Origin of the sequence: Agrobacterium genomosp. 2 str. CFBP 5494, from assembly GCF_900013495.1 — a bacterium.
In the GTDB taxonomy this organism is placed as follows: Bacteria; Pseudomonadota; Alphaproteobacteria; order Rhizobiales; family Rhizobiaceae; genus Agrobacterium; species Agrobacterium pusense.
This window is the reverse complement of the sequence record NZ_LT009719.1, coordinates 976,266-1,002,829: the sequence shown is the minus strand read 5'-3', so window position 1 is coordinate 1,002,829 and position 26,564 is coordinate 976,266. Positions and strand designations below refer to the sequence as shown.

The window sequence follows — 26,564 nt, the reverse complement described above, 5'->3', positions numbered from 1 at the left end:
GATGCGGATTTCGAAGAAGGCGCGCATGAACAGGCTGTTCCGCAATGGCGGCTGTCTGGATGTGGCCATCGATCACGGGGTTTGTAACGAGCCGAGCTTCCTCGTCGGGCTGGAGGATATGTCGCAGACCGTGGACCGGCTGGTAGAGGCTCGCCCCGACGCCATCCAGATGGCCTACGGCCAGGCAGACCTGCTGCAGCAGCGGCCGGAGCGCGACAAGCCGGCGCTCGTCATGCGCATTGACATGGGCAACCCCTATAACTCAACACGCCACAGGACCATGTGGTCGCAGCTTCAGAATTATCGTGACCCGATCATCGGCGCGCTGGAAATGGATGCCGCCTGCGTCGTCGTGAACCTGTTCATGCTGCCGGACGAACCCGAGCTCTTTCGTCAATGTGTTGAAAACATCAGCCGCGTGCGTGCCGATTGCCATCGTTTCGGCATGCCGCTGATGATCGAACCTTTGGTCATGCTGCCGAATGATGTGCGCGGCGGTTATCAGGTGGATGGCGATGCCGAAAAGATCGTTACGCTGGTTCGTCTTGCCTCGGAAATGGGAGCCGATATCATCAAGGCCGATCCGACCAGTAACCCGCAGGACTTTCACAAGGTGATCGAGGCGGCGCGGTGCCCGGTGCTGGTGCGGGGCGGGGGGCGTGAGGACTTGCGCAATGTATTGGCGAAATCGGCGGCTCTGGTGGCCGAAGGTGCAAACGGCATGGTTTACGGGCGCAATATTTACCAGCACGACAATCCCAAGGCCGTTGTTGCGGCGTTGATGGCCATCATCCATCAGGGTGCGGGTGGTGAGGAAGCATGGGATATCTATAATCGTGGCTGACAAAAATCACATATTGGGTCTGGATGTCGGCAACACGGTCATCAAGGCCGTGCTGTTCGACACGGCGGGCCGACAGGTTGCGCAACACGCGATCGACGGACAGTCGACATTCCCGCAGCCCGGCTATGTCGAGCGCGATCTCGAGGAATTGTGGCGCAACGGTTGCGAGGCGATCCGGCAGCTTGTGGTAAAAGCGGCTGTCGACCCTCGCAGCATCCTCGCGGTAGGCTGCGCCGGCCATGGCAATGGTCTTTATCTTCTAGACAAGAAACAACAGCCCCTGATCGGCATCCAGTCGCTCGACAGCCGCGCCGCCGATGTGGCGGCCGAGCTTGACGGGAAAAGCGGAGCGCAATTGCAGGCCCGCTGCCTGCAGCGGCCATGGCCTGCGCAAACCCCGAGCCTTTTGGCCTGGGTGAAGCGACATGCACCCGATCTTTACGCCCGGACCGGCACGGTGTTGTTCTGCAAGGATTTCGTCAATTTTCGCCTGACGGGCCGCCTTGCCAATGATATTTCCGATCTCAGCGGCGCGGGACTTTTGGCTTTGCCGGAAGCGCGGCTCGACCGCGAGCTTCTGTCTCTTTACGATATCGAGGACGCGTTCGCGTTTTTCCCCCATCGCGTGGAATCGGCCGACATCGTCGGCCGGGTGACCGGCGAGGCTGCGGCCATCACGGGGCTGTCCGAAGGCACACCCGTCATCGGCGGTTTCTTCGATGTGGTCTCCAGCGCCATGGGGTCGGGCGTCATCAATGCCGGGGAAGCTTCGATCATCGCCGGCACCTGGAGCATCAACCAGGTTTTCGCAGACAGGCCGGTCATCAGTCCCGATGTCTTCATGGTTACGACCTTTGGCCGCAACCGCTATGTCAATATCGAATCCAGCGCCACCTCCGCCGCCAATCTCGAATGGTACGTGCATCGTGTTCGCGGTGACCACGGCGCCCACGCCTTCGAGCGCTGCAACGAATTGGTCGGCTCCGTTACTCCGCGCGCCGACGATCCGTTCTTCCATCCGTTCATTTTCGGCTCACGGTTGGGTGCGGAATTTCGCGGCGGCTTTTACGGCCTCGCGGGATGGCATGGTGAAGGGCACATGTTACGCGCCCTTTTCGAGGGTGTGTGTTTTGAGCATCGCCGCCACATCGGCGTCTTGCGCGAAGCGGGCTTGCCGGTGGAAAGCGCCGTGATGTCTGGCGGCGGTTCCCGCAGCCAGCATTGGCCGCAGATCATGGCTGATGTCCTGGAAATTCCGCTGCGTGTCGCGGAGGCCCGCGAGACAGGTGCGCTCGGTGCTGCCATTGGTGCGGCCGTGGCGATTGGACTTTATCCCGATTATGAGGAGGCGGTTTCGGCGATGACACGGGTTGCGAATGCCTACCAGCCGGATGCTGCGCAAGTCTCGCATTATGCGCGGCGTTATGGTCTTTATGCGGAGTTGACCGCGCAGTTGCGTGGCTTCTGGAGCGCCTTGCGGCTGGCGCGAACCTGAAAGTGCACCACGTGCAGACGATCAACCGGGCCGCCGCCGGACAAAGCGTTGCTCCAAGACCTCGTTTCCCCATTGGCTGCCCGGATATTCCTCGACGCATGTAAAACCATGGGTCTCGTAAAGGTGGCGTGCGGTCGAGAGACCGTTGAATGTCCAGAGATGGGTTGCGGTGAAGCCATTTTTGTCGACAAAGGCCAGTGCTGTTTCGAGCAGTCTGCGTCCGACACCGCTGCCGCGCACACCGTCGTCGACAATAAACCAGCGCAGATGCGCAATATCCGCTCCGAGATCTTCACCGTCGATCGCGACGGAGCCGATGATTTGCTGGCTGCGCATTGCAACCCAGATCGCGTTCTTCGGGCTGTCCAGCCGGTTGCAAAAAGCCGCGAGGCCCTCTGCTACAACGGATTCGAAACGCTGGCCGAAGCCGGATGTCCGGGCGTAATAAAGCGCATGCATCTGCGTGATGCGAGCGATGAGCCCCGGCCTGTAGCCTTCGATGACCTCGACGGCGGGAGCCGCGACATCGCCCCTGTCTCCCAGCGCATCGGCATAAAGGCGTAGCCCTTCCAGAACCGTGAGAGCTTGCGCCGGGCCGATCCGTGTTAAGGCACTCGATACCTGCCGATTTGCGAAGGCGTGAATGGTTCCCACCCTATTGTGCCCGGGTTTGGTCAGTCGGAGCCGTTTGATTCGGCTATCGTCGATATCCGTCTCCTCCAGGAGGTCTCCTGAAAGGACGAGTTTGCGAAGCATTCGGCTGACGCTCGATTTCTCCAGCCTGAGCAACTTCGCCAGATCCCGAGCTGTGATGCCCGGGCACGCCTCGATCTCGATCAGCGCGTGCACGGCGGAGGGCGGCAGATCAGTGCCGGCAAAATCTCCTCCCATAAAGCCGAGTTCGCGAACAAGCCGCCGTGAGATGGAGCGGATATCGTGTATGGGAAGGGGCTGTTCAGGCATGGTTAATCCAATATGGTTGCATGGTGCAACCATATACACATGCGGAACGGTCTGCCAAGGCCATCTCGGCATAAGGACTGGCTTTCTTGGCAAATATTGGCGATCCTCCTTCCATGCACCGATAAAGCGTCTCTTGGCCGCACCAGGGAGGTCAATAATCCGGTCAGGGAGCAGATATGCCCGATACGCCCCGCTTTTTCCGTTATGCCGTTTTGGTTGCGATGTTCCCCGTCGCCGCCCTCGGGCTTGTGGGAACGCCGAATGAATATCGCGCCGTCGGTATCGAGGCTATCGATTGCGACGGCCCTCTATCGGTTCTTGTCGCTGCCGTGCCGGCGTTTTTGGCCTATGCCGTCATCGGCTGGCTGTTTTTGTCTGGCGCCAGGCGCCATCGTTCGCTGATTTCCGGTGGCATTTGCGTGCTGGTATCCCTGGCGCTCACCTGGAACATCGGTCTGGCGCTTCAGGAACATCAACGAAACGCGGCTGAAATGGTCTGCGGTGGCAGTGGCAGGCTTTGACCTGCCCTGAGATCGTGGAACGCTTCCCTAGTCCCGGAACCGGAGGTTGCGGCGGGTCAACTGCTCGACAGTTGTGCAGCCCATCAGCTTCATGCCGCGCTCGATTTCGATACGCATTGTTTCCAAGGCCCTCTCGACCCCCGCCTGGCCTGCAGCGGCAAGCGGGAAAAGATAATAGCGGCCAAGCCCCACGGCTTTTGCCCCCAGAGACAGGGCTTTTAGTACATGGGTGCCACGCTGAATGCCGCCATCCATCATCACGTCAATCCGGTCACCGACCGCATCGACGATCTCGGCCAGCTGGTCGAAAGCGCTGCGGGAACCATCAAGCTGGCGGCCGCCATGATTGGAGAGCACGATGCCGCTGCAGCCGATCTCGACGGCACGCCGGGCGTCGTCCACCGACATGATGCCTTTCAGGCAAAAAGGTCCGCCCCATTCGCGCACCATCTGCTCCACGTCCTCCCAATTCATGGAAGGATCGAGCATTTCGGTGAAATAGCGGCTGATGGAGAGCGCTCCACCGTCCATCTTGATGTGATCGTCGAGTTGCGGCAGGCTGAAGCGCTCATGGGTCAGATAATTGATGCCCCATGCCGGCTTCATGGCAAATTGCGCAATGCCGGAAAGATTGAGCTTGAAGGGAATGGCAAAGCCGGTGCGCTTGTCGCGCTCGCGGTTTCCGCCGGTGATGCTGTCCACCGTCAGCATCATGGTTTCCACACCGGCGCTTTTTGCGCGCGCCATCATATCGCGGTTGAGGCCACGGTCCTTGTGGAAATAAAACTGATAGACCTGCGGCCCGCCGCTGATCCGGCGCGCTTCCTCCAGACTTGTGGTGCCTAGAGAGGACACGCCGAACATCGTGCCGAATTTGCCGGCCGCCGCAGCAACCGCCCGTTCACCCTGATGGTGAAAGAGGCGCTGAAGTGCCGTCGGGGAACAATAGACCGGCATTGACAGCTTCTGCCCCATGACGGTGACCGACATATCCACATCGGCAACGCCGCGCAGCACGTCCGGAACCAGATCGCATTTTTCGAAGGCGGCCGTGTTTCGTCGATACGTCACCTCGTCATCGGCTGCGCCGTCGATGTAGTTGAAGATCGGTCCGGGAAGACGCTGTTTGGCCATGCGGCGAAAATCGTGGAAATTATAGCAGTCTTTGAGTTGCATCTGTTGCCCGACCGGTCAGCTTTGAAAGCTCGAAAAAGATCGAGTGAACCTATACCGGGTCTCAGGGGCGGGCAATTGCGTCCGGGGCGAATTTTGCAGTTCTCAGGCGGTTAGCGATCCCGGCGACCTAGGTCCTCGAGACGGCATGCAGCGCCTTGCCGGTATCAAGAAAGCTCGCAATGTTGGCGATTGTCGTGACCGCAATGTTTGTGAGTGCTTCCTGTGTGAAGAAACCCTGATGACCGGTTACCAGAACATTGGGAAAGGTCAACAACCGCGCGAAAACGTCATCGCGCAACACGTCATTGGACAGATCCTCGAAAAAGAGATCGGCTTCCTCCTCGTAGACGTCAATGCCGAGGGAACCGATTGTGCCGTCTTTCAATCCGGCAATCGCGGCCTGCGTGTCGATGATGGCGCCGCGGCTGGTATTGATGAGCATTACGCCCTTTTTCAGCAGCGGCAGCGTTTCGCTACGAATGAGATGGCGGGTCTCCGGTGTCAGCGGGCACATCAGTGTGAGTACGTCCGACGCGCGGAACAGCTCCTCTCGCGTGACATAGGTCATGCCCAGCGCCACGCAATCCGGATTCTGGCGGATATCGTGGCCGAGCAGACGGCAGCCGAAGCCGGCCGCGATACGCGTGAAGATCGCTCCGATCTTTCCCGTCCCCACAACACCAACCGTCTTCCCGTGAAGATCGAAGCCAAGCAGCCCGTCAAGTGCGAAATTTCCCTCGCGAACGCGATTATAGGCGCGGTGAATCTTGCGGTTGAGCGACAGGATGAGCGCCATGGTGTGTTCCGCCACCGCATAAGGCGAATAGGCCGGCACGCGCGCAATGGTGAGGCCGAGCTTTTCGGCGGCCTGAAGGTCCACCTGATTGAACCCGGCGCATCGCAGGGCGACAAGTCGCACACCCATTGCCGCAAGTTTCTCGAGCACCGGTCCGGACAGGTCGTCATTGACGAAGGCACAGATCGCCATCGCTCCCTCCGCCAACGCCACCGTTTCGGCAGACAGGCGCGCTTCGCAATATTGCATCTTCATGCCAGGGTGGGCGGCAGCGTCAAGGAACTGCCGGTCGTAGGGCTTGGCGCTGTAAACCACGATCCGCATCTGCTTCTCCAGTCTCCAAAAGAAAGCTGCCGTCACAGGGCGGTGCGTTCGGCAGATGGCTCAGCTGTGAAGGCCCGGGGCTTCCTGTCCGGTGCTTTCGACATATTCGGTGTACCCGCCACCATATTGATGGATACCATCGGGCGTCAGTTCCAGAACCCGGTTCGAAAGGGCGGCCAGGAAATGACGGTCATGCGAAACGAACAGCATCGTGCCTTCATAATCCGAGAGGGCCTTGATCAGCATTTCCTTGGTGTCGAGATCGAGATGGTTGGTTGGCTCATCCAGCACGAGGAAATTCGGCGGATCGAACAGCATGGCAGCCATGACGAGACGGGCCTTTTCACCGCCGGAAAGAACGCGGCAACGTTTTTCCACGTCGTCGCCGGAAAAACCGAAACAGCCGGCAAGGGCGCGCAACGGTGCCTGCCCCGCCTTTGGAAAGCGCTCTTCCAGCCATTCCAGGATGGTGCTGTCACCGTCAAGAACATCCATGGCGTGCTGGGCGAAGTAACCGAGCTTGACGCTGGCGCCGAGGGTAACCTTGCCGGAATCCGGTTCCGCCGTGCCGGTCACGAGCTTCAACAGCGTTGATTTTCCTGCACCATTGACGCCCATGATGCACCAGCGTTCCTTGCGCCGCACCATGAAGTCTAGATCGCCATAAATGGTGCGGCTGCCATAGGCCTTGTGCACCTTCTTCAGCGCCACGACATCCTCACCCGAGCGGGGCGCCGGCGCGAATTCGAAAGCAACAGTCTGGCGCCGGCGTGGCGGCTCGACGCGATCAATCTTGTCGAGTTTCTTCACGCGGCTCTGCACCTGCGCGGCATGCGAGGCGCGCGCCTTGAAACGTTCGATGAACTTGATTTCCTTGGCGAGCATGGCCTGCTGGCGTTCAAACTGTGCCTGCTGCTGCTTTTCATTCTGCGCGCGCTGCTGTTCGTAAAAGCCGTAGTCGCCGGAATAGGTGGTGAGACTCCCGCCGTCGATTTCGATGATCTTGTTGACGATGCGGTTCATGAATTCCCGGTCGTGCGAGGTCATCAGCAGCGCGCCGTCATAATTCTTCAGGAAATCCTCAAGCCAGATCAGGCTTTCAAGATCGAGATGGTTGGAGGGTTCGTCAAGCAGCATCACGTCCGGCCGCATCAAAAGGATGCGGGCAAGCGCGACGCGCATCTTCCAGCCGCCGGAAAGCTTGGAAACATCGCCGTCCATCATCTCCTGGCTGAAGCTCAACCCGTCCAGCACCTCACGCGCACGGCCTTCCAGCGCGTAACCATCAAGCTCTTCGTACCGCGCCTGCACTTCGCCGTAACGTTCGATGATGGCGTCCATCTCGTCCATCCGGTCGGGATCGGACATGGCGGCTTCCAGTTCCCGAAGCTCCGCCGCGACCTCGCTGACCGGGCCTGCACCCTCCATAACCTCGGCCACGGCAGAGCGGCCGGACATTTCACCGACATCCTGATCGAAATAGCCGACCGTCATGCCCTTTTCGACGACGACCTGACCCTCGTCCGGCTGCTCCTCGCCGGTGATCATCCGGAAAAGCGTGGTCTTGCCGGCACCGTTCGGACCGACAAGGCCGATCTTCTCACCGCGATTGAGCGCGGCGGAGGCCTCGATATAGAGAATGCGGTGACTGTTCGACTTGCTGATGTTTTCGATGCGGATCATGACAGGGCCTGTGAATGGGAGCGGCCCTCCTATGCCACGGGCCGCCGCCGCTGTCACCTGCCGCACATGTTCTGTCAGCCATGCAGCGGACAAGGCGCTCCGGCGCGGCGCGCCGGAAGCCGATCAGTTGGTGAGCGTGGCTATGCTGCCTGCAGCCTTGCGGGCGATTTCGCCAAAGGCTGTTACGATCTGCTCCATGTTTTCAGGGGCGTAATAATTGTCAGCGCTCGATGCGCAATATTGCAGCAGCGCCTTGCCCTTGTCCGGCGCCATGAAGGCGACGCTGAAAATCTTGATTCCATCTTTCTTGGCAGTCTCGCAGGTGGTGCGCACCGACTGGTCGATGCTGGAATTCCACGAGGCGCTGTTTCCCGTCATTTCGCCATCGGTCATCAGAACAATATAGCGCTCGAAGGATTCGTTCCCCTGCGTTTTATGTGCCTTCGCCTCGTCGGGATTGGCTTTCTTGAGCGCGTTATAGGCGGCGTTCAGGCTGCTGCGGGCATCCGTGCCGCCGGTGGGAAATTCCGGAATCTGTTTGTCCACATAGCTGACAACACTGCTCGTGCCCCAGCTGAGGGGCTGGACGGCATAGGTCTCGTGCGTATAGACCGAGGCACCTGTCCGCACCAGTTGCGAACTGCCGTTGGCAGTGTAAGTCGGGTCGGCCTTGTTCAATGTGGCGACGAGAAATCCGACCGCGGTTTTGAGCGACGTGGCCTTGTTGACATAGCAGGGGGATGTCTTTCCCAGATTGGGATATTTACCCCAATTATCAGCCGTGTAGTTCTGGCATGACGTTTTTTTGGTATCGATTGTATCCGTCTTGAACGACATCGAGCCGGAACGATCTAGCGCCAGATACATGGAGATTGGAGCACCCTTGTTGACGGTGCTCTTTGCGGTGCCGGTTACCGAAAGATCGAGTGTTTTTGCGCCAATGAACCCGAGCAGCGGATTGAGCTGAACCTTGTGGTTGATCGTGGTTTCGATCGTGTAGGTCTTGCCGCGGGCATTTTCCGTCGTCGTAATGCTGGTTGGAGAATTCTCCTCCAGTTTCTTCTTTTCTTCTTCGGTCAGGCTTTTTTCCATCTGCGCGGCAATGAAGCCCTTGGCGATTTCCTTGATCTGCTCATCCGTCAGATCGCCCTTTTTCAGCCGCGCCTCGGTTGCCGCCGCAAGGGCGGCTGAATCCGCAGTGTTCTGCATGTCCGCTTTCACCTGCATCACATTCGCCAACTCCATGCCGGCACCGGCAAAACCTAGCAAGACAGGCAGTAGGATTGCCGTCATGATGCCGAAATTGCCGCTCTTATCGGTCAGGAAACGGCGCTTCAATTTGTCAGGTGCGGAGGCGGTCATAGGGGGGCTCACCGATTAGAATATTCGACTGAGCGCAGGAAACCCGCAAACGATGTAAAATCCGCTAAGGTGATCGGTTCAATTTTACGCAGTGGTCAAATTGACGCAGCTTTCAAAGTATTTTCAAGAATTGTCGTCGCGAAGGTCTGGAATAATACACGTTGTGTCATTGCTGGATAGGGATCACGTCGACCGCCTGTTTTATCTGCTGGTTGCCGTAGCTCTTCAATACCCCGATAACGGGGGCGACATCGGAATAATCCCTGCCATAACCGACGACGATATGGTCGCTCCCCGCCACGATGTCGTTGGTGGGATCGAGCTCCAGATAACCGGCAGCCTCGCCGCACCAGATGCGCACCCAGGCGTGCATTGCATCGGCGCCTTCAAGCCGTTCCTTGCCGGGCGGAGGAATGGTTCGCAGGAAACCGCTGACATAACCGGCGGGAATGCCGAGGCTGCGCAAGGCCATGATCATGATATGCGAAAAATCCTGGCACACGCCGCGCTTTAGTTTGAAGGCTTCCGCAGGTGTCGTATCAACGGTCGTCGCCTCGCCGTCATAGCTGAAGTCCTTATGGATCCGTTTGCACAGAGAGAGCGCAATTTCGCGAATGGTCATTCCGGGCTTCAGCACTTCCCGGGCATAGGCGGATATCGCCGTGTCCATTCCGATCCTTGGACTAGCGCCGATAAAGTGGTGCGGTGACTGGAAATCGAGCGACCACACGCCGGCGAGGTCCTGCGGCAGGCGGGAAAGCTCGGGCGAAAAATCCGCCGTCAATGCCGGGGCTTCCACCATCACCCGCGCCTGCATGCGAATATCGAGCTTTTCATGCGGTGCGCGCAGATGCACCGATGTTGCCGAGAGATGAAAGAAATCCTCGAAGACGGCCCGTTCTTCCGGCGTCGGCGAAACGTCGATGGAGCCGGCGACAAGCCGCTGTCGACCCGGGATGGAGAGCGGCAGGACGCGGATGATGTGGCGTGCGCCATGGGCCGGCGTGTCGTAGGTGTAACCCATATGCAGGGAAAGATCATAGAGCATAGGATTATCCAAGATAGGTCCGGGCCAGAACATCGGAAAGATGCTCCATGTCGGTTTCGAGCTGGCGGTAGATCGCGCCATTCATGTTTTCCGGCGTCATGACCGCCAACCCGGAATGCAGACGCATCGCCTCGCGGTAGAAGGGCGACATCTGGCCGTTGACGAAGGCGTTTGGAAGCTGCTCCACCTCGGTGCGGATCTCGTTCAGCTGAAACAGGATCGAGCGGGGATTGAGCGGGTCGAGTGCCAGAAGATCGGTCACGGTCAGACCTGCCGTATTGACGTTATAGCGCCGGCGATGGGTCATGACGCTGTCGCCGATTTCAAGCAGCATGTCATAGGATCCATCTGGCGCGTCCGGGCCGGTCATATGGCCGAGAAGACGCGTCATATGCAGTCCGCGTTCGAGATAACGGCCGATCGACAGGAAACGCCAGCCGGTAAAGCGATACATGTTTTCGTGCACCAGGCCGGCAAAGCCCGCAAGCTTGCGCAAGAGGACCGTCATGGCATGGGTCGCGTCGTCGCCGGGAGCCACTTTCGCGTGGAAACGGCGGGCTGTCTTGGCAAGGTCGTTCAGCGCCAGCCATCCGTCCGGTGAAAAGCGGTCACGAATGTTGCTGGCGGAATAAAGCGCGCTGTTGATGTTGGTAAGCAGGCTTTCCGGCACGGCATCGTTCATCTCCACATCAAGCGCTTCGAGATACCGCGTGACATGCGCGAGCAGCGGCTGGCGCGGATCAGCGGATTCGGCATAACGCCCATGCCAGGCGCGAAGGATGCGCAAGGCGCCTTCAGAGCGCTCGATGTAACGACCCAGCCAGAAGAGATTGTCGGCCGCGCGGCTTGGCAGGCTGCCCGGCATGTTGCGGGTGAAGCTCTCTTCCGCCGGCAGAAGCGTGGTGCGCTCCACCGGTCTGTCGCTGACGATCCAGACATCAGCCGCGCTTCCGCCCGATTGCATGGCGATGGCGGACACGTCGTCACCGCTGCCGATCCGGGCAAAGCCACCCGGCATGATCTGCCAGCCATCCTGGGTACGGGCGGCAAATACACGAAGGCTCATCGGGCGCGGCACGAGCTTGTTGTCAATATAGGCCGGGGTGGTTGAAAGCTTCACCACTTCCTGGCCCACCAGCCTGTGGCCATCGGAGGCAAGCCAGTCGCTGATCGATTCCTTTGCAGTTTCTCTCAGGGAAGAGCCGAGCACGGACTGGCCGTTATCGTCGAAGAATGGAAGCCGGGAATAGGCCGGGCCAATGACCATGCCTTCGATATTGCCGGCGACGTGACGGCGTTCAGCCTCCTGTCCGCACCACCAGGTGGCGATGGACGGCAATTTCAGTTCTTCGCCGAGAATGTGGCGGCAGATGCGCGGCATGAAGGCAAGCAGCGCCCGCGTTTCCAGAATTCCGCTGCCGAGCGCGTTGACGATGGTGAGCGCTTCATTGCGCAATGCCTGTACCATGCCCGGCGTGCCGATATGGGATTGCTGGTTGAGCTCCAGCGGATCGGAATAGGATGCGTCGAGACGCCGCCAGAGGACGCCGATCGGCTTCAACCCGGCAACCGTTCTGACCATGACGCGGCCATTGACAACGGTCAGGTCTTCGCCCTCCAGCAGCATGAAGCCAAGATAACGGGCGATATAGGCGTGTTCGAAATAGGTCTCGTTGGCCGGGCCGGGCGTTAACACGGCGATCCGGTCGTCAGGGTGTTTTCTTTGCGCCTGCAGCGTGTCGCGGAAAGCACCAAAAAACGAGGCCAGACGGTGAACATGGGTTTCGGCATAGATGTCGGAGAGCGCACGCGTGGTCGCCACCCGGTTTTCGAGCGCGAAACCCGCACCGGAGGGCGCCTGCGTCCTGTCGGCCAGCACCCACCAGTTGCCATCTGGCCCACGCCCGATCTCGAAGGAACAGAAATGCAGGTAATGACCGCTTGCCGGCTTTACGCCGACCATGGGGCGCAGATATTCGGGATTGGAGGCAATCAGCGCCGGCGGCACATAACCTTCCTTCACCAGTCGGTTTTCGCCGTAAAAATCGGCGACCATGGCTTCCAGAAGATTGGCGCGCTGCTTCAACCCCTCGGCAAGAACCGTCCATTCCCGGTCGTCGATCAGCACCGGAATATGGGAGATCGGCCAGTTTCTTTCGCTGCTGCCCTTGCCGTAATCGCGGTAGAACACGCCGGCATCGCGCAGATAGCGGTCAGTGCGGGCAAAACGCTCATGCAGCTCCCGCTCAGACATGCGCGAGAGGGCCTCGAGCAGGGTCTTCCAGACCGGTCTCACCGCGCCGTTATTATCGAGCATTTCGTCGGCAACGCCAGGCAAGGGCGAATATTCAAGCCCGCTTGGTCGCGCGCTCGTTTCCGTCTTGCGTTCCGTTGCCGGGGCTTTGGACAATTTATACTCCGTAAGGCCGGCGCAGATCGAGCGTCAGCGGAAATTCTGGCGACACGGTTTCCGCCCGAAGCGGATATTGCCCTGCCGTATGCCCCCATGGTTCGAAACGGGCGAGGCGGCGTGCCTCCGCCTCATTGCCGTTGACGGGAAATGTCTCGTAATTGCGCCCGCCCGGATGAGCAACATGATAGATGCATCCGCCGATCGATCGCCTCGACCATGTATCATAAATGTCAAAGGTCAAGGGTGAATTGACGGGCAGCACGGGATGCAGGCCGGAAGTGGGCTGCCATGCCTTGAAGCGGACGCCGGCAACTGCGACGCTGCGGTTTTCCGTCGGAGTCAGCGGAACGGCGCGGCCGTTGCAGGCCACCGCGTAGCGGGCGGGATTGGACGTTTCGAGCCGCACCTGCAGGCGCTCGACGGAGCTGTCGACATAACGCACGGTGCCGCCGATGGCGCCCTGTTCGCCCATCACATGCCAAGGTTCCAGCGCCTGGCGCAATTCCAGCTTTGATCCTTCATATTCCACCTCCCCGAAGAAGGGGAAACGGAACTCCTGCTGGGCGGTGAACCATTCGGGCTTCAGGTCGAAACCGTTTTCCCTGAGGTCTGCAAGCACATCCAGGAAATCCGCCCAGATATAATGCGGTAGCATGAAACGATCGGCGAGTGCCGTGCCCCAGCGCACGAATTTGCCGACGGCCGGGTTTTTCCAGAAACGCGCGATGAGAGCACGCACCAGCAACTGCTGGGCAAGCGACATGCGCGCATTCGGCGGCATTTCGAAACCGCGAAATTCCACCAGCCCGAGGCGGCCGGTCGGTCCATCAGGCGAAAACAGCTTGTCGATGCAGATTTCGGCGCGGTGGGTATTGCCCGTTACATCCGTCAGGAGATTGCGGAACAGGCGGTCAACCAGCCATGGCAAGGGCGGAACGCCTTCACCGGGCAGCGGCACCTGCGCAAGCGCGATCTCCAGTTCGTAGAGACTGTCGTGCCGGGCTTCGTCGATACGTGGCGCCTGGCTTGTCGGGCCGATGAAGAGCCCTGAGAAGAGATAGGAAAGCGAGGGGTGCCGCTGCCAGTGCAGCACAAGACTTTTCAGAAGATCGGGTCGGCGCAGGAATGGGCTGTCATTGGGATTGGCGCCGCCCACCACCACATGGTTGCCGCCGCCGGTGCCGGTATGACGGCCATCGATCATGAATTTGTCGGCACCGAGACGTGACTGGCGCGCCTCTTCGTAGACTGCGGTGGTAATGTCGACACAGTCCTTCCAGCTTGAAGCGGGGTGGATGTTGACCTCTATCACACCGGGATCAGGCGCGACGCGGATTACATTGATACGCTCATCATGCGGCGGCGCATAACCCTCTATGTGGACTGGCAATCCAAGCTCGGCGGCAGCCGCCTCCGCTGCTGCAATCAGCTCGAGATAGTCCTCGATGCGTTCCACTGGCGGCATGAAGACGCAGAGCCTGCCATCACGCGGTTCCACCGACATGGCGGTGCGCACCGCGCCGCCGATTTCGCCGATCGTCTGCTCTACGCGTTCCTGCCCCGCAGCTTCGCTGGCATGGAAAGAAGCTTCGGGCATGGCGCGGCCCGATGGCGTGAAGACGTCGGGAAGCGGACCGCGAGGGATCGAGGGGTCGGCCTCGTGAATATAGGGATAGGCGGAGGGCGGCACATAGGGCAGCGTGCCGAGTGGCAGGCGGTAACCCACCGGGCTGTCACCCGGAACGAGGAATATTTTACCGCGCCGCGTCTTCCATTTTTCGCTGATCCAGCGCTTGCCGGCGGCGCGCGCATTCCACGCCTGAACGGGAAGAATATAGCCGGTCGGTGTCGTCAGTCCCCGCTCGAAGACGCGGGCTATGCGGTTTCGCTCCTCCGGGTCCTTCAGCTTGGAATTTGACGGGTCAACATTGTCGGGAAGGCTGCCTTCCTTGATGATCCATTCCGCCGGATCCTCATAGGCCGGCAGCACCAGCTCCCGTTCGATGCCGAGATGGGAGGCGATGCCGCCCAGCAGTTTCTGCGCGTCTTCCGCCTTTGCGCCGGTATTCGCGCCCTCCTCGGCGATAAGCGCCGGGTTCTGCCAGATTGGCAGGCCATCCTTGCGCCAATAAAGCGAGAACGTCCAGCGCGGCAGGCTTTCGCCCGGATACCATTTTCCCTGGCCGTAATGCAAAAACCCACCCGGTGCGAAACGCTCGCGCAGGCGGCGGATCAGCAGGTCGGCCTTTTCGCGCTTTGTCGGCCCCACCGCACCGGTGTTCCACTCATCGGATTCGAAATCGTCGATGGAAACGAAGGTCGGTTCGCCGCCCATGGTCAACCGGACATCATGGGTATTCAGAACCTCATCGACCTCCTGGCCGAGCGCATTGAGTTCTTCCCAGCTTTCGTCCGAAAAAGGCTTGGTGATGCGCGGCGTCTCGGCAACCCGCCGGACCTGCATGTCGAAGGCGAATTCCGTGTTGGCATGGCCGTAATAGCCGCCGGAAATAGGCGCGGCGTTGCGGTAATGCGGTGTTGCCGCCAAAGGAATATGGCTCTCGCCGGTCAATAGACCGGAAGTGGGGTCGAGGCCGATCCAGCCCGCACCCGGCATATAAACCTCGGCCCATGCGTGCAGATCGGTGAAGTCCACTTCGGTGCCGGAGGGGCCGTCCAGCGCCTTGAGGTCCGGTGTCAACTGGATGAGATATCCCGACACGAAACGGGCAGCGAGGCCAAGATGCCTCAGGACCTGCACGAGCAGCCAGCTGGTATCGCGGCAGGACCCCTTGCCGGAAGCAAGCGTCTCCTCAGGTGTCTGGACGCCGGGTTCCATGCGGATGACGTAACCGATCTCCTGCTGCAGGCGGGCGTTGAGGCCGACGACCATGTCCACCGTCTGTTGACCTGGAGTGCGGTCGACAGTGGCCATGAAGGCGGCGAGCAGAGGACCGGTCGGTTCCGGCTTCATGTAGATGGAGAGATCGTCGCGCAGTTCCTGCGGATAGTCGAAGGGCCACTTTGTCGCCTCTTCCTCCACAAAGAAATCGAACGGATTATAAACCGTCATATCGGCGACAAGATCGACCTCGATCTTGAATTCACTCACCGGTTCCGGAAAAACGAAGCGGGCAAGGTAATTACCGTAGGGATCCTGCTGAAGGTTCACGAAGTGATTGGAGGGTGAAACCTTGAGAGAATGGCTGATGACGCTGGTTCTGGAATGTGAGGCGGGCTTCAGTCTGATGATCTGTGGTCCAAGGCGAACCGGATTGTCGTATTTATAATGCGTCAGATGATAGATGCTCGCTTTGATCGCCATTAATCTGCCTTGCCCGGTTTTCCGGCTTATGCGGTTTGTCCGCCCCTCTGAAATTACTCGGATTTTGTGCAATGCAGGAAAAGAAAGCAAGGATCATTTCCTGGGGCAATCGCATTGTTGGTCGAAGCCGCTTCGTTTGCCTGCACGAAGAATTGCGCGGGCTTTCAGGTTGTCGCCGCGGAGATTTCGCCGGCATTGTGGACATGGTCGAACGGCGTGTTATTGCTTGGCATCGAAAGGCGCAGAATCGCGACCGGCTTTCTTTGCCCACTGACGTTTCGGAATGGATGAATGGCAACATCGGTAAGCGACGATCAGCGCAAGGGCGCGGCTAACCTTTCGGGCTTCGATCTCGATTTTCCGGCTCAGCTGCGCGTGATGGGGCGCGCCTTCTGGACATCGCCGGTGCGCAACCGTCTGATCTTGCTGTCGATGGCCCTTCTCACGGTGATATTGCTGACGGCCTACGGGCAGATCAGGCTCAATGAATGGAATGCGCCGTTTTATAACGCGCTGGAACGGCGCGATCTCGACGCCTTCCTTCATCAGCTCGAGGTTTTCGCGGTTATCGCCGGGCTGTTGCTGCTCCTCAACGTCATTCAGACCTGGCTCAACCAGATGACGGCGCTTAACATGCGCGAGGGTCTTGCCAAGGATATGGTGGACCAGTGGCTGAAGCCGGGTCGAGCCGCCCGCCTCGCCAGTTTCGGTACGATAGCCATCAATCCGGACCAGCGGCTCCATGACGATGTCCGCAACCTCGCCGAAAGCAGTACGGCGCTTTCGATCGGTCTTGTGAACGCGACGATCCTGCTTGTCAGCTTCATCGGCGTCCTCTGGTCGCTCTCGGCGGGCTTTGCCATTACCATCAGCGGCGATACCTATGCTATCCCCGGCTATATGGTCTGGGCGGCAATCCTTTATGCCGGTTCCGCTTCCCTGCTCAGCAACCTCGTCGGTTATCGGCTGGTGGGGCTGAACGCGGAGCGTTATTCCAAAGAGGCTGAGCTTCGCTTTTCGTTGATGCGGGCCAGCGAAAATCTTGCCGCCATTGCCCTTGCGCGTGGCGAAAAAAATGAGAGGCGGCGGATTGGCGTCGATATCGATGCCGTCCTCGGTGTCATCCGGGGACTCGCCATGGCGCTGACACATCTGACCTGGGTCTCGGCGGGATATGGCTGGCTGGCGGTGGTGGCGCCGATCCTGATCGCGGCTCCGGTCTATTTTTCCGGCAATCTCACTTTCGGCGGGCTGATGATGGCGGTCGGCGCCTTCAATCAGGTGAATACGGCGTTACGCTGGTATATCGACAATTTCGGGCCGATCGCCAGCTGGAAGGCGACGTTGCAGCGTGTCTCCGTGTTCCGGAACGCTTTGATCCAGATGGACAGCGTGGAACAGCACGGCCTGACGATCGATCTGCAACGCAGCGCGGAGAATGACAGAATCCGTCTTCAGTCGGTTACGATCTGCCGCGATGCGGGCGGGCAGGACATTGAACGCGGGTTCATGCTGCATGAGGCGGATGTCGAGGTCGGGCCGGGCGAACGGCTGATGATCAATGGCGAGCAGGGTGTGAACCGGCGGCTTTTGTTCGCAGCTATGGCGGGGCTGTGGCCCTGGGGCCAGGGCAGGATAGAGATGCCGGATCAAACCGACACGCTTTTCATTGCTCAGCACGGTTATCTACCGGCAGGAACGCTGCGCGAAATCATGGCTTATCCGCGTGCACCCCAGCGCTTTGCGGATGAGGACTATGTTTCGGCGCTCGCCGCATCGGGTCTCGGCGAGATGGCCTCTCGTCTTGATGAAAACATCCGTTGGGACAAAAAACTGGATTCGGACGAACAGGCCAGCATCCGGGTTGCCAATGCGCTGTTGCTGAAACCGAAATTCATCGTCATTGACGATCTGCTGGAAGGCTTGGAAAAACAGACGCAGGACACGCTGGCCGGGGTTTTGAACGGGATCGAGGGCGCGGCGATTGTTTATATCGGCCGGTCCGAGACTTTTCTGTCGATTCTTTCTCCGGCGGTCGCCCATCTAGACCACGTCTCCCAGAAGGACGGGACCGACAGGCGCGATGGCGGCACCTCGCAATAGCTCAATGGTCGTGCTGCCGGGTGTGCCGATCGAGGCGTATCAGAGCCGCAAATGCCATTTTTCAGAGTTGAGCCGCTGTTGTTTGGCGATACTTATGGTGTTGTTCGGCTCCACCTGTGAGCGGAAAGCCAGTGTACCTGTTGCCAGGCTGATGGCGACAACGCTAGCGACCGCCAGAACTATACGATCGTAACGCTGCTGTATCGTGTTGTTTCCACTCCAGTCATAGGCCATTTGTACGCCCCCGCGCTTTTTTGGAATCGTGCCCCATCATGGTTAACCGAAGCTTACGATGCCCCTGTGATTCCTTGCGGTTTTGGAAGGGCTGCCGCGACAAATCGGCTATTGGCGGAAGGGGTGCGGTTGTTTAAGTCCGGCAGCGGGAGGTTTGTGAAAGGAATTTGACAGATGGATCAGCAGCCGCCCGCCGATATGGAACTGACGCTCAGAACGCTTGCCATGCCTGCCGATGCCAATCCGGCCGGCGATATTTTCGGCGGCTGGGTCATGTCGCAGATGGACCTTGCCGCCTTCGTCCGCGCCAATGATGTGGCCGGCGGCCGAACCGTCACGGTCGCAGTCAACGAGATCGTCTTCAAGAAGCCGGTCAAGATCGGTGATACATTGTGCGTCTATACCCGCATCGAAAAGATTGGCCGCACCTCCGTCACGCTCAAGATCGAAGCCTGGACGCGCCGGCACTATCGGGATTCGCGTGAAAAGGTGACAGAGGCCGTCTTCATCATGGTCGCCGTCGATGAGAACGGTGAGCCGCGCCCGGTTCGGAAAGACGTATGAGGCGTTGATTTTCCTTCCGGATGCTGTCCGGAACGCATCGTGGAGAGACCGGCAGCGCAAGCGCCTTGGCCTTTCCGCGACCCCCATATTTCGGAAATATCGAATTTATTTATCAATTTTTGCGATCAAGATATGGAGTAGGACGGGGATCAGGCTTTGACCATTCCAGGTGTTGTTATTGTCGGCGGCGCTCATGGCACGCTCGCCCTCGCGCGCAGCCTCGGGGCCCTGAATGTGCCTGTTTATTACCTCACCCATGACTCACCCCTGCCTAGCTGGTCGCGTTTCGTGCGGGAGACAATACGCTGGGCCGGTCCGCACGACGCAGGGGCAATGTCTTTCCTGCGGCAGATGGCCGACAGGCATCATCTCAAGGGTTGGCTGCTGGTCCCATCCGGCGATGGTGAGGTTCAGCTCGTTTCGCAGCATCACGATGAACTTTCGGCTCTCTACAAGATCGTTCTGCCAGACTGGGCGGCGCTGCAATGGCTGTGTGAAAAACCGCTGCTATACAGGCGTGCGGCGGAACTCGGCGTCAGCATTCCCAGGACCTATGCGCTGGCATCAGCCGCTGATATCGATGCGCTTGACGTGCTGTTTCCCGTCATTCTCAAGCCAAATATGGGCGGCGGCGATACTGCGATTGCCCGCGCCAAGGTCGTCCGCGCCGAAGATCGGCAGGCCCTGAAAGCCGCCTTTGCCGAGGCCAGCGAAGAGATCGGCGCCGGCAATGTGGTGGTGCAGGAACTCATTCCAGGTGGCGGACGAAACCAGTTCTCCTATGCTGCCCTGTGGCTGAACGGAGAACCAGTGGCGGAATTCACCGCCCGGCGCATCCGTCAGTATCCGGTCGATTTCGGTTACACCAGCACTCGGGTCGAGATTGTCGACAACCCGTCGGCGATCGATGCCGCCCGGACAATATTGAGGTCCGCCGGTCATAGCGGACTGGTCGAGGTGGAATTCAAGTTCGATGACCGGGACGGGACGCTGAAACTTCTCGATGTGAATCCGCGTCCTTGGTCGTGGTTCGGCCTCTGTTCTGCTGCCGGCATTGATCTTGGCGCATTGTTATGGCGTGCCGCCAACGAAGAGCCGACCGGCGAGCCGGTCAAGGCCCGCAACGGCACGTCGTGGTCCTATCTTGTCCGTGATCTTGTTGCCGCATTTACCCTGGGGCGGAGAGGGGAGGTGCGGGCTGCCGACTATCTTGCGTCCCTCGCCAAAGTCCGCAGTTGGGCTGCATTTGCGCTGAATGACCCGCTGCCGGGCCTGATCGACCTGCCGCTCACAGCCTTCAGGGTGTTGAAAAAGCGGATATTACCCGGCCTGTCGTCGCGACAACCGGCGGGACTTTTTCTGCAGCCGGTAAAACGCCTTGTGAAATACACCGTCATAAGGGCCGGGCTGGAGGTGAGTTCCCTTCCGGCTGTCCGCTCGGCATTCCCTTCGCTTGCCGGGCGAGGTGTCATCTTCACGCTTCACCACGTGCGTCCGGGCGGCGCTGTTTCGGCTTTCGCGCCCAATGTACAATTGTCCGTCACGCCGGAGTTCCTCGAAGAGGCCATACAGGCGGCGCTCGAATCGGGTCTCGTTCCCGTGCACCTGCATGATCTTCCGGCACTGCTTGCCGGCAGCGGAGAAGACCGGTCGTTTTGTGCCTTCACGCTTGATGATGGCTATCGCAACAACGCAGACTACGCCGCGCCGATCTTTCGCAAATATGGCGTTCCCTACACGATCTTCATCACGCCCGGTTTTGTCGAGCGTAAACGCGGCCTGTGGTGGGAGACCGCCGCCGCCTTGACGCAGAAGGCGGCGTGGTTCGATTTCGATTTCGGGGCAGGGCCGGAGCACGTGACATGCGGAACGCCCCTGCAAAAAGCGGATGCATTCGCGCGGCTGGAAAATTTTGTCCAAAGTGCCGCCGAAGATGAAGCGGTGGAGAGGATCGATCGCGCCGCTCGACAGTGTGGAATCGATCCGGTTGACATCGTGGACGAGCTTATCATGGATGCGGCAGAACTCAGGGCGCTGTCGGAGGATCCTCTGGTGCATCTCGGCGCCCATACCATGACCCATGTGAATATGCGCAAGATCGACGCTGAGCGCCTGGCTTACGAGATTGCGGAATCGAAGCGCCGGGTAGAGGAATATGCGGGCCATACACCGCGCTCCTTTTCTTATCCCTATGGTTGGACGAAGGCGGTGGGCGAGCGCGAGGCGAAGGCGGTATCGGACGCAGGGTTTTCCGCGGCAGTTACCACACAGGCGGGGGTTCTCGGCCTCGGCAGTCTCGAAAAGCCCACACTCTTGCCGCGTGTTTCACTGAACGGCCGCTTTCAGAAAAAGCGCTTCGTCAAAGCCCTTATCTCCGGTCTGCCTTTCCGCTTCGTTTAGCGACGCGAGGGTTCGTCATCCTTGCTGGCACCCGCTACCGGTGGGCATGGCTGATCTTGCTTTCCATTTTTCTCCGGCGACTTGAAAGGTCCGTGCGATCAATTTTGTTATTCACATCTCTTTATCTATTGAATATAAATAAATTTATCGATGTCAAACCTTACAACTTTTCGAAGGCGATGCCGTGCTGTTGATTTTTGCCGATGATCTGACCGGCGCGCTCGACGCGGCCGCCCCCTTTGCCGGGCGCGGAATGGTGACAGAGGTGGCAACGGGGCTGGAAGGCGTGCATGCGGCGCTGGCCGCTGCCCCTGCCGTTCTCAGCGTCAATCTTGGATGCCGCGATGGGAAGGCGGACGAGGCCCGACGTCGCACACAGGAACTACTGGCACTGGTTCCAGCCGACACGATCCTGTTCAAAAAGATCGATTCCCGCCTGAAGGGACATATAGCGGCTGAAATGGATGCAATTTCTTTCCGGCGCGCTCTTGTCGTGCCGGCGATTCCGGATTTCGGACGTATCGTCAGTGGCGGCGCCGTCTCGGGCTTTGGGGTTGAAACCGCCATCGCGATTGATGAAAAACTGGGAAGACATGCCCTGCGTTGTTCAATACCCGATACGCGAACGACTGACGATATCAGGCAGGCCCTTTCTGCCGCGCAGGCTGAAGGGGTTGATCTTTTCATTGGCGCGCGTGGTCTTGCTGAGACGCTGGCTTCGGTGATGGCGGCGCGCGTCCTGCCCGATGTTGCAACCGTTCCACCTGGCAAGGGGATCTTTGTCATCGGTTCCCGCGATCCGATTACATTGGAGCAGATTGACGTCCTCAAGAGCGCGGATCTGGTGTCGATCATTGAAGCGCCCAACGGTGCCGTTCCGCGGGACGAGGAGGAAGACGTCGACCTTTCCCTCATTCAGGCAACCCAGGGGGATGAGTATCTTTCTTCGCTTGAAGTTTCAGACCGGCTGGCGGAAGGGGTCGTTCCGCACTTCACGGCCGGCGCGGGCAGGCTGCTTCTGTCGGGTGGGGCAACGGCCGAGGCGGTGCTGCGCGCGATGGGCATTTTGCGGCTGCGTCTTGCCGGCGAGTGCCTGCCGGGCCTCGGTGTCGGCTGGGCGGGAAACCAATGCATCATTGCGAAATCGGGCGGTTTTGGGCAAGCTGACACACTGAAACGTATCGCGAAAATGATGCTTGGCGCGACAGATGCTGGAGAGAGCTGACCAGATGGGGCTGATGAAAGAAACGGCGCGCAAGGCACTTCCGGACATTATTTTCGAAAGGATGCACCGGGCGATAAAATCCGGCGCCTACAAGCCGGATGAAAGATTGCCAACCGAACATGAACTCGCCATGGAATTCGAAGTGTCCCGGCCGGTCGTTCGCGAGGCACTACGGCGATTACGCGAGCAGGGTTTCATTTACTCCCGCAGAGGTTCCGGCAGCTATGTCCGGGCCTTCGGTCTGCGTGAACCGCTTGGCTTCGGACAGCTGGAAAACGTTGCGGACCTTCTGAATTGCTACGAATTCAGGCTGACGCTCGAGCCCGCGGCGGCCGCTGCCGCGGCATTACGGCATGACGCCGAGAGACTTTCCGCCATCAGGAAGGCGCTTGAGCTGATGCGGGATGCGACCAACCGCCAGTCCCACCGCGAGGATGCCGACTATCAGTTCCACCTTGCCATCGCGCGGGCGGCGCGGAACAGCTATTTCTCCACCGCGATGGAGGCTCTCAAGGATCATATCGCGGTCGGGATGAAATTCCACGGCATGTCCGTAAAGCGCGAGGCCTCGGGCCTGACCCGCGTTTTTGCCGAGCACGAGGCCATCGCAAAGGCGATCGCGGATGGAGATGCCGATTCAGCCCGCCAATTGATGCTGCAGCACCTGACAGGATCGCGCGACCGGCTCTTCGAGTCATCGCACGGAGATTAGGCGGCTCAAGTAAACGGCCCGAGAACCGATGCGCGGTCACGCGCATCGGTTCTGCTTCAGTAGGCGTGACGGTAAATTCCCAGCACGTCCTGCAGGGTCATGTCGACGGGGTTGTTATCCATCAACCTGCGGATGGCATGGGCATCCTCGGCATAGCGGGTCAGTTCGGCCTCGGCTGCTCCGTGTTTGGCAAGCGACATTTCGATGCCGAGCGCCGCGCAGAAATCGGTTGCTGCCTTGCGCAGATCACCGGGCGAGAGATTGTCACGAAGCCCCAACGCTCCAGCCACTTCCGCCGTCTTCGCGGAAACCGCAGGCTGATTGAAGGCCAGCACATGTGGAAAGACGATGGCGTTGGCCAGCCCGTGCGGCAGGCTGAGACGCGTGCCGAGCGGATAGGCGATGGCGTGGCCGGCCGCCGTGTTGACCGGGCCGAGGCAAATGCCGCCATAATAGGAGGCGAGCATCATGCCTTCCCGCGCTTCCGTATCCGAACCGTCGCGAACGGCGCGGGCGAGATATTTCCCGACCAGCGTGAAGCCCATGCGGGCAAAGCCGTCAATCATTGGATGGGCCTTGCGGTTGGTAAAGGCTTCGACGCAATGGGCCATGGCGTCGATGCCTGTTGCCGCAGTTACGGCCGATGGTACGGAGTAGGTGAGTTCCGGATCGAGAATAGCGAAATCCGCGATCAGATATGGGCTTTCGACGGCGATCTTGCTGCCCTTGAGGGGATCGGTGATCAGCGAGCGGATGCCTGCTTCCGAGCCGGTGCCGGCCGTGGTGGCTATCTGCACGAGGCGCGTATCGCGACGGGCGACCTTGTTAGGTCCGGCGACGTCCTCAAGCGTCTGATCTGAATTCCACAATGCGGCGACAAGCTTTGCCACATCCATCACCGAACCGCCGCCGAGGCCGATGATGAGATCGGGCCTGGCAGTGCGCGCCGCGTTGAGAGCGGCGTCCAGTGTCGTCGTATCCGGCTCACCCGGAATGGCGTCGAAGACGGCAAAGGGCCCTTGCAGTTGCAGACGTTCGGCGAATTTTGCCGTCAGCGGCGTCGCGATTACCAGTGTTGAGGCGGTTTTGCCGGCCCAGTCACCAACCTGCGCGACGGTGCCTGCGCCAACCGCGAGCCTGCGCGGCTGGTGGATAAGAATGGGAGCCGTAGGCATGGTGCTCATCCCTTTCCACCCTTGCCTGCCACGAGCTTGCGCGCATAGGCGATGGCCGCATTCATGTTGCCGTGATTGGCGATGCCCTTGCCGGCTATGTCGAAGGCGGTGCCGTGATCGACGGAGGTACGGTCTATCGGCAGGTCGACGGAGACATTGACGGCGGTGTCAAAGGCGACGAGTTTGATGGGGATATGCCCCTGATCATGATATTGCGCGACGACGAGATCGAAAGCGCCTGAATAGGCGCGATGAAATACGGTATCGGCGGAAACAGGCCCTTGTACTTCGATGCCTTCGGTGCGTGCGGCCGCAACCGCCGGCGCGATCTGATCGTCGTCCTCGGTGCCGAAAAGACCGTTTTCGCCGCAATGCGGATTGATGCCCGCCACCGCGATGCGGGGTCGTTCGTAGCCGATGCGCTTCAAGTGGGCGTTGCCGGCGCGAATGGTGGCCAGCACCCGCTCCGTCGTCGCCCGGCGTATGGCCTCCTGCAGCGAGACGTGGGTCGAAACATGAATGACCTTCAGCCGCTCGGATGCGAGCAGCATATAAGCGGCCGAGGCACCTGTCAGGCTGCGCAGCATGCCGGTGTGGCCGTCATAATGGTGGCCCGCAAGGTTCAACGCTTCCTTATTGATCGGCGCGGTGACGATGCAGCCGATCCGCCCTGCCTCGGCGTCCCGCACAGCCGTTTGGATGAAGCGGAATGCGGCGTCGCCGGCCACCGGTGAAAGCGTGCCCCAGGGCAAAGGCGCACCCTCAACGGGCAAGTCTGCCACGTGGGGGGCAAGATCGATATCGAGACCGAGCGCCTGCCTTGCTGCCTCCAGCGTGGCGAGGTTTCCGTAAATCCGCGTTGCGGCCTGGTCGGAAGCGGACATTTCAGCAAATGCCCGGACAGTGATCTCGGGACCAACCCCGCAAGGATCGCCCATCGTGATGCCTATAATATTGCTCATCTTTTTCTCCCGTCCGCAGTTTCGGCCCAGCCGGGCTCCAGCCGCACATATTTGATGGCGCGACGATGATAGGTGTAGCTCGCGTGCAGCGCACCGTCAGGTGTCTCCAGAAGCCATGGATAGGACATTTCCAGGTTTCGGCCATCCGTCGAATCGTTCGACAGACATGTGCCCGGCCCGTCCTCGATCAGGATACGGGTCGGAAAGCTGCGCCCGTTGTCATCGGAAAGGCAGATTGTGACGGGTGCGCGCGGCACCCCCCAGACGGGCACGCATCCGCCGCTTGGATCAGCATCCGGCCTGCCATCGTCCTCTCCGAGTTCGTCATAAAGCGAGGCGCGGCGGTCGCTCGACTGGGCGGCGTTGACGGGATTGCAAATCATTGCCAGCCGGCCGCTACCGAGCCTTGTCACGGCGATGGAAGAATTGTTGTTCGGCACATCGGTCGGATGCGGCCTTGACCATGAGCGACCGCCATCCTTGCTTTCGGTGCGGTAGACAAAATCGGCCTGGCGACGGCGGAAAAAAGCGGAGTGTTGCCCGTCCGTTCCCGCCACCGGGCTCATATGCACGCAGCCGATCGAGTCCGGCAATTCCTGCAAAGTCCATGTATCGCCATCGTCCGTGGAAATGCCGAGCGCTGCCGTATCGTGGCTGCCGTTCCATTTCTGTCCGGGTCGCTGAACGCAACGGAAGATCGGCAACAGCCACGCTCTATCATCGCGGATACGCAGCGGCGCGCGGATGAAACAGCCCTTCGGAAGATCGAGAAATCGTCCGTCCTCCGAAATGAGCTTCTCCGGTTCCGACCGATTACGATGGATTTTCGCCATGCGGATGCGGCACTCATCTTGATTGCCGGAGGGCTGGGCGGTGTGAAACAGCCAGAGAGCGCCATCCGGCGCGGTGAAAAAAACAGGATTCTGTTCGGAGTGGGCCGTATCATGACTGAGGCGCTGCGGCGCTCCCCAGCGTCCGGCTCCGGGCGTCAGCACGGATGCGAAGATGGAAATATCCGACTTTCCCTCGAGCGTTCCCCCGAACCATGCGCAGAGCAGCACGCCATCGTCCAGAAGATGCAGGAAGCTCGCATGGTTCTGGATCATGGGCGATGGCAGAAAGGCTTCACGCCGTTTTTCTGACGTGACGTGGATATCTCCGGTCATGGCCTGAGCGATGTCATCAGGGGTCATCTTGATCTCCTCTTGGGCAGATGAAAACGGCACATTCGAAAAGTTG

21 protein-coding genes are annotated in these 26,564 nt (G+C 59.7%); 9 read left to right on the top strand and 12 right to left on the bottom strand.

The features are described 5' to 3' along the window. The first annotated feature begins 1 nt into the window (after position 1). Together AGR2A_RS19485 and AGR2A_RS19480 are read left to right on the top strand one after the other, a co-directional pair. Complete coding sequence (locus AGR2A_RS19485) at positions 2-844, top strand: class I fructose-bisphosphate aldolase (protein ID WP_037090675.1); 843 nt, start codon at positions 2-4, stop codon at positions 842-844. Further along, entirely contained in the window at positions 837-2,339 is a 1,503-nt protein-coding gene (locus AGR2A_RS19480) for an FGGY-family carbohydrate kinase (RefSeq protein WP_037090427.1), read from the top strand. The genes AGR2A_RS19485 and AGR2A_RS19480 overlap by 8 nt, the downstream gene beginning before the upstream one ends. Before the next feature lie 21 nt (positions 2,340-2,360). On the opposite strand, the gene AGR2A_RS19475 is transcribed toward AGR2A_RS19480, so the two are convergent. Continuing rightward, a complete protein-coding gene (locus AGR2A_RS19475) occupies positions 2,361-3,302 on the bottom strand; it encodes a bifunctional helix-turn-helix transcriptional regulator/GNAT family N-acetyltransferase (RefSeq protein WP_037090430.1) in 942 nt (313 codons plus the stop codon). A 176-nt stretch (positions 3,303-3,478) separates the two neighbouring features. On the opposite strand from AGR2A_RS19475, the gene AGR2A_RS19470 reads away from it, so the two are divergent. Beyond that, entirely contained in the window at positions 3,479-3,823 is a 345-nt protein-coding gene (locus tag AGR2A_RS19470; protein WP_006699943.1) for a hypothetical protein, read from the top strand. Positions 3,824-3,850: 27 nt separating this feature from the next. On the opposite strand, the gene AGR2A_RS19465 is transcribed toward AGR2A_RS19470, so the two are convergent. The 7 genes from AGR2A_RS19465 to AGR2A_RS19435 form a co-directional block, all read right to left on the bottom strand. Continuing rightward, positions 3,851-4,999: an alpha-hydroxy acid oxidase gene (locus tag AGR2A_RS19465; RefSeq protein WP_022563314.1), complete on the bottom strand. Its 1,149-nt coding sequence runs from the start codon at positions 4,997-4,999 to the stop codon at positions 3,851-3,853. A gap of 127 nt (positions 5,000-5,126) precedes the next feature. After that, complete coding sequence (locus AGR2A_RS19460) at positions 5,127-6,119, bottom strand: 2-hydroxyacid dehydrogenase (protein WP_022563315.1); 993 nt, start codon at positions 6,117-6,119, stop codon at positions 5,127-5,129. Positions 6,120-6,179: 60 nt separating this feature from the next. Then, on the bottom strand, positions 6,180-7,802 hold the full coding sequence (locus tag AGR2A_RS19455) for an ABC-F family ATP-binding cassette domain-containing protein (protein ID WP_037090434.1): 1,623 nt from the start codon (positions 7,800-7,802) through the stop codon (positions 6,180-6,182). Between the two features lie 123 nt (positions 7,803-7,925). Then, positions 7,926-9,164: a vWA domain-containing protein gene (locus AGR2A_RS19450; protein WP_037090436.1), complete on the bottom strand. Its 1,239-nt coding sequence runs from the start codon at positions 9,162-9,164 to the stop codon at positions 7,926-7,928. A 166-nt stretch (positions 9,165-9,330) separates the two neighbouring features. Then, on the bottom strand, positions 9,331-10,212 hold the full coding sequence (locus AGR2A_RS19445; RefSeq protein ID WP_037090437.1) for a transglutaminase family protein: 882 nt from the start codon (positions 10,210-10,212) through the stop codon (positions 9,331-9,333). A gap of 4 nt (positions 10,213-10,216) precedes the next feature. Further along, positions 10,217-12,622 carry a circularly permuted type 2 ATP-grasp protein gene (locus AGR2A_RS19440; protein ID WP_037090438.1) on the bottom strand — a complete coding sequence of 802 codons (2,406 nt, stop codon included), beginning with the start codon at positions 12,620-12,622 and terminating at the stop codon, positions 10,217-10,219. Between the two features lies 1 nt (position 12,623). Then, positions 12,624-15,950, bottom strand: coding sequence for a DUF2126 domain-containing protein (locus tag AGR2A_RS19435; protein WP_037090440.1), 3,327 nt, complete (start codon positions 15,948-15,950; stop codon positions 12,624-12,626). A 71-nt stretch (positions 15,951-16,021) separates the two neighbouring features. Between AGR2A_RS19435 and AGR2A_RS29660 the strand changes: the two genes are divergently transcribed. Beyond that, positions 16,022-16,285, top strand: a complete 264-nt coding sequence (locus AGR2A_RS29660; protein WP_037090442.1) for a hypothetical protein — start codon at positions 16,022-16,024, stop codon at positions 16,283-16,285. Next, positions 16,242-18,053: an ABC transporter ATP-binding protein/permease gene (locus AGR2A_RS19425; protein ID WP_037090444.1), complete on the top strand. Its 1,812-nt coding sequence runs from the start codon at positions 16,242-16,244 to the stop codon at positions 18,051-18,053. Before AGR2A_RS29660 ends, AGR2A_RS19425 begins: the two co-directional genes overlap by 44 nt. Before the next feature lie 39 nt (positions 18,054-18,092). Here AGR2A_RS19425 and AGR2A_RS19420 read toward each other — a convergent pair whose 3' ends face one another. Continuing rightward, positions 18,093-18,287, bottom strand: coding sequence for a hypothetical protein (locus AGR2A_RS19420; protein WP_004437341.1), 195 nt, complete (start codon positions 18,285-18,287; stop codon positions 18,093-18,095). A 174-nt stretch (positions 18,288-18,461) separates the two neighbouring features. On the opposite strand from AGR2A_RS19420, the gene AGR2A_RS19415 reads away from it, so the two are divergent. The 4 genes from AGR2A_RS19415 to AGR2A_RS19400 all read left to right on the top strand — a co-directional run bounded on the left by AGR2A_RS19415 (position 18,462) and on the right by AGR2A_RS19400 (position 23,188). Continuing rightward, positions 18,462-18,851: an acyl-CoA thioesterase gene (locus AGR2A_RS19415; protein ID WP_004437343.1), complete on the top strand. Its 390-nt coding sequence runs from the start codon at positions 18,462-18,464 to the stop codon at positions 18,849-18,851. Between the two features lie 156 nt (positions 18,852-19,007). Then, positions 19,008-21,251 (top strand): polysaccharide deacetylase family protein, encoded by a 2,244-nt coding sequence (locus AGR2A_RS19410; RefSeq protein WP_037090446.1) that lies wholly within the window; start codon positions 19,008-19,010, stop codon positions 21,249-21,251. A gap of 184 nt (positions 21,252-21,435) precedes the next feature. Next, positions 21,436-22,476, top strand: coding sequence for a four-carbon acid sugar kinase family protein (locus tag AGR2A_RS19405; RefSeq protein WP_037090448.1), 1,041 nt, complete (start codon positions 21,436-21,438; stop codon positions 22,474-22,476). A gap of 4 nt (positions 22,477-22,480) precedes the next feature. Continuing rightward, positions 22,481-23,188 carry a FadR/GntR family transcriptional regulator gene (locus tag AGR2A_RS19400; RefSeq protein ID WP_037090449.1) on the top strand — a complete coding sequence of 236 codons (708 nt, stop codon included), beginning with the start codon at positions 22,481-22,483 and terminating at the stop codon, positions 23,186-23,188. A 56-nt stretch (positions 23,189-23,244) separates the two neighbouring features. Here AGR2A_RS19400 and AGR2A_RS19395 read toward each other — a convergent pair whose 3' ends face one another. The 3 genes from AGR2A_RS19395 to AGR2A_RS19385 are packed head-to-tail and all read right to left on the bottom strand — an operon-like array spanning position 23,245 to position 26,518. Further along, entirely contained in the window at positions 23,245-24,372 is a 1,128-nt protein-coding gene (locus AGR2A_RS19395) for an iron-containing alcohol dehydrogenase (RefSeq protein ID WP_037090450.1), read from the bottom strand. Next, positions 24,369-25,325, bottom strand: a complete 957-nt coding sequence (gene pdxA / locus AGR2A_RS19390; protein ID WP_037090452.1) for a 4-hydroxythreonine-4-phosphate dehydrogenase PdxA — start codon at positions 25,323-25,325, stop codon at positions 24,369-24,371. Before pdxA ends, AGR2A_RS19395 begins: the two co-directional genes overlap by 4 nt. Further along, a complete protein-coding gene (locus AGR2A_RS19385; protein ID WP_037090455.1) occupies positions 25,322-26,518 on the bottom strand; it encodes a sialidase family protein in 1,197 nt (398 codons plus the stop codon). The genes pdxA and AGR2A_RS19385 overlap by 4 nt, the downstream gene beginning before the upstream one ends. Positions 26,519-26,564 lie beyond the last annotated feature (46 nt).

What these genes read in the sequence shown, in the direction of transcription:
- AGR2A_RS19420 (WP_004437341.1), bottom strand. Translation starts at nt 18,287, where the DNA reads ATGGCCTATGACTGGAGTGGAAACAACACGATACAGCAGCGTTACGAT.
- AGR2A_RS19485 (WP_037090675.1), top strand. Translation starts at nt 2, where the DNA reads ATGCGGATTTCGAAGAAGGCGCGCATGAACAGGCTGTTCCGCAATGGC.
- AGR2A_RS19385 (WP_037090455.1), bottom strand. Translation starts at nt 26,518, where the DNA reads ATGACCCCTGATGACATCGCTCAGGCCATGACCGGAGATATCCACGTC.
- AGR2A_RS19400 (WP_037090449.1), top strand. Translation starts at nt 22,481, where the DNA reads ATGGGGCTGATGAAAGAAACGGCGCGCAAGGCACTTCCGGACATTATT.
- AGR2A_RS19460 (WP_022563315.1), bottom strand. Translation starts at nt 6,119, where the DNA reads ATGCGGATCGTGGTTTACAGCGCCAAGCCCTACGACCGGCAGTTCCTT.
- pdxA (WP_037090452.1), bottom strand. Translation starts at nt 25,325, where the DNA reads ATGAGCAATATTATAGGCATCACGATGGGCGATCCTTGCGGGGTTGGT.
- AGR2A_RS19475 (WP_037090430.1), bottom strand. Translation starts at nt 3,302, where the DNA reads ATGCCTGAACAGCCCCTTCCCATACACGATATCCGCTCCATCTCACGG.
- AGR2A_RS19470 (WP_006699943.1), top strand. Translation starts at nt 3,479, where the DNA reads ATGCCCGATACGCCCCGCTTTTTCCGTTATGCCGTTTTGGTTGCGATG.
- AGR2A_RS19450 (WP_037090436.1), bottom strand. Translation starts at nt 9,164, where the DNA reads ATGACCGCCTCCGCACCTGACAAATTGAAGCGCCGTTTCCTGACCGAT.
- AGR2A_RS19455 (WP_037090434.1), bottom strand. Translation starts at nt 7,802, where the DNA reads ATGATCCGCATCGAAAACATCAGCAAGTCGAACAGTCACCGCATTCTC.
- AGR2A_RS19395 (WP_037090450.1), bottom strand. Translation starts at nt 24,372, where the DNA reads ATGAGCACCATGCCTACGGCTCCCATTCTTATCCACCAGCCGCGCAGG.
- AGR2A_RS19425 (WP_037090444.1), top strand. Translation starts at nt 16,242, where the DNA reads ATGGCAACATCGGTAAGCGACGATCAGCGCAAGGGCGCGGCTAACCTT.
- AGR2A_RS19435 (WP_037090440.1), bottom strand. Translation starts at nt 15,950, where the DNA reads ATGGCGATCAAAGCGAGCATCTATCATCTGACGCATTATAAATACGAC.
- AGR2A_RS19465 (WP_022563314.1), bottom strand. Translation starts at nt 4,999, where the DNA reads ATGCAACTCAAAGACTGCTATAATTTCCACGATTTTCGCCGCATGGCC.
- AGR2A_RS19445 (WP_037090437.1), bottom strand. Translation starts at nt 10,212, where the DNA reads ATGCTCTATGATCTTTCCCTGCATATGGGTTACACCTACGACACGCCG.
- AGR2A_RS19415 (WP_004437343.1), top strand. Translation starts at nt 18,462, where the DNA reads ATGGATCAGCAGCCGCCCGCCGATATGGAACTGACGCTCAGAACGCTT.
- AGR2A_RS29660 (WP_037090442.1), top strand. Translation starts at nt 16,022, where the DNA reads ATGCAGGAAAAGAAAGCAAGGATCATTTCCTGGGGCAATCGCATTGTT.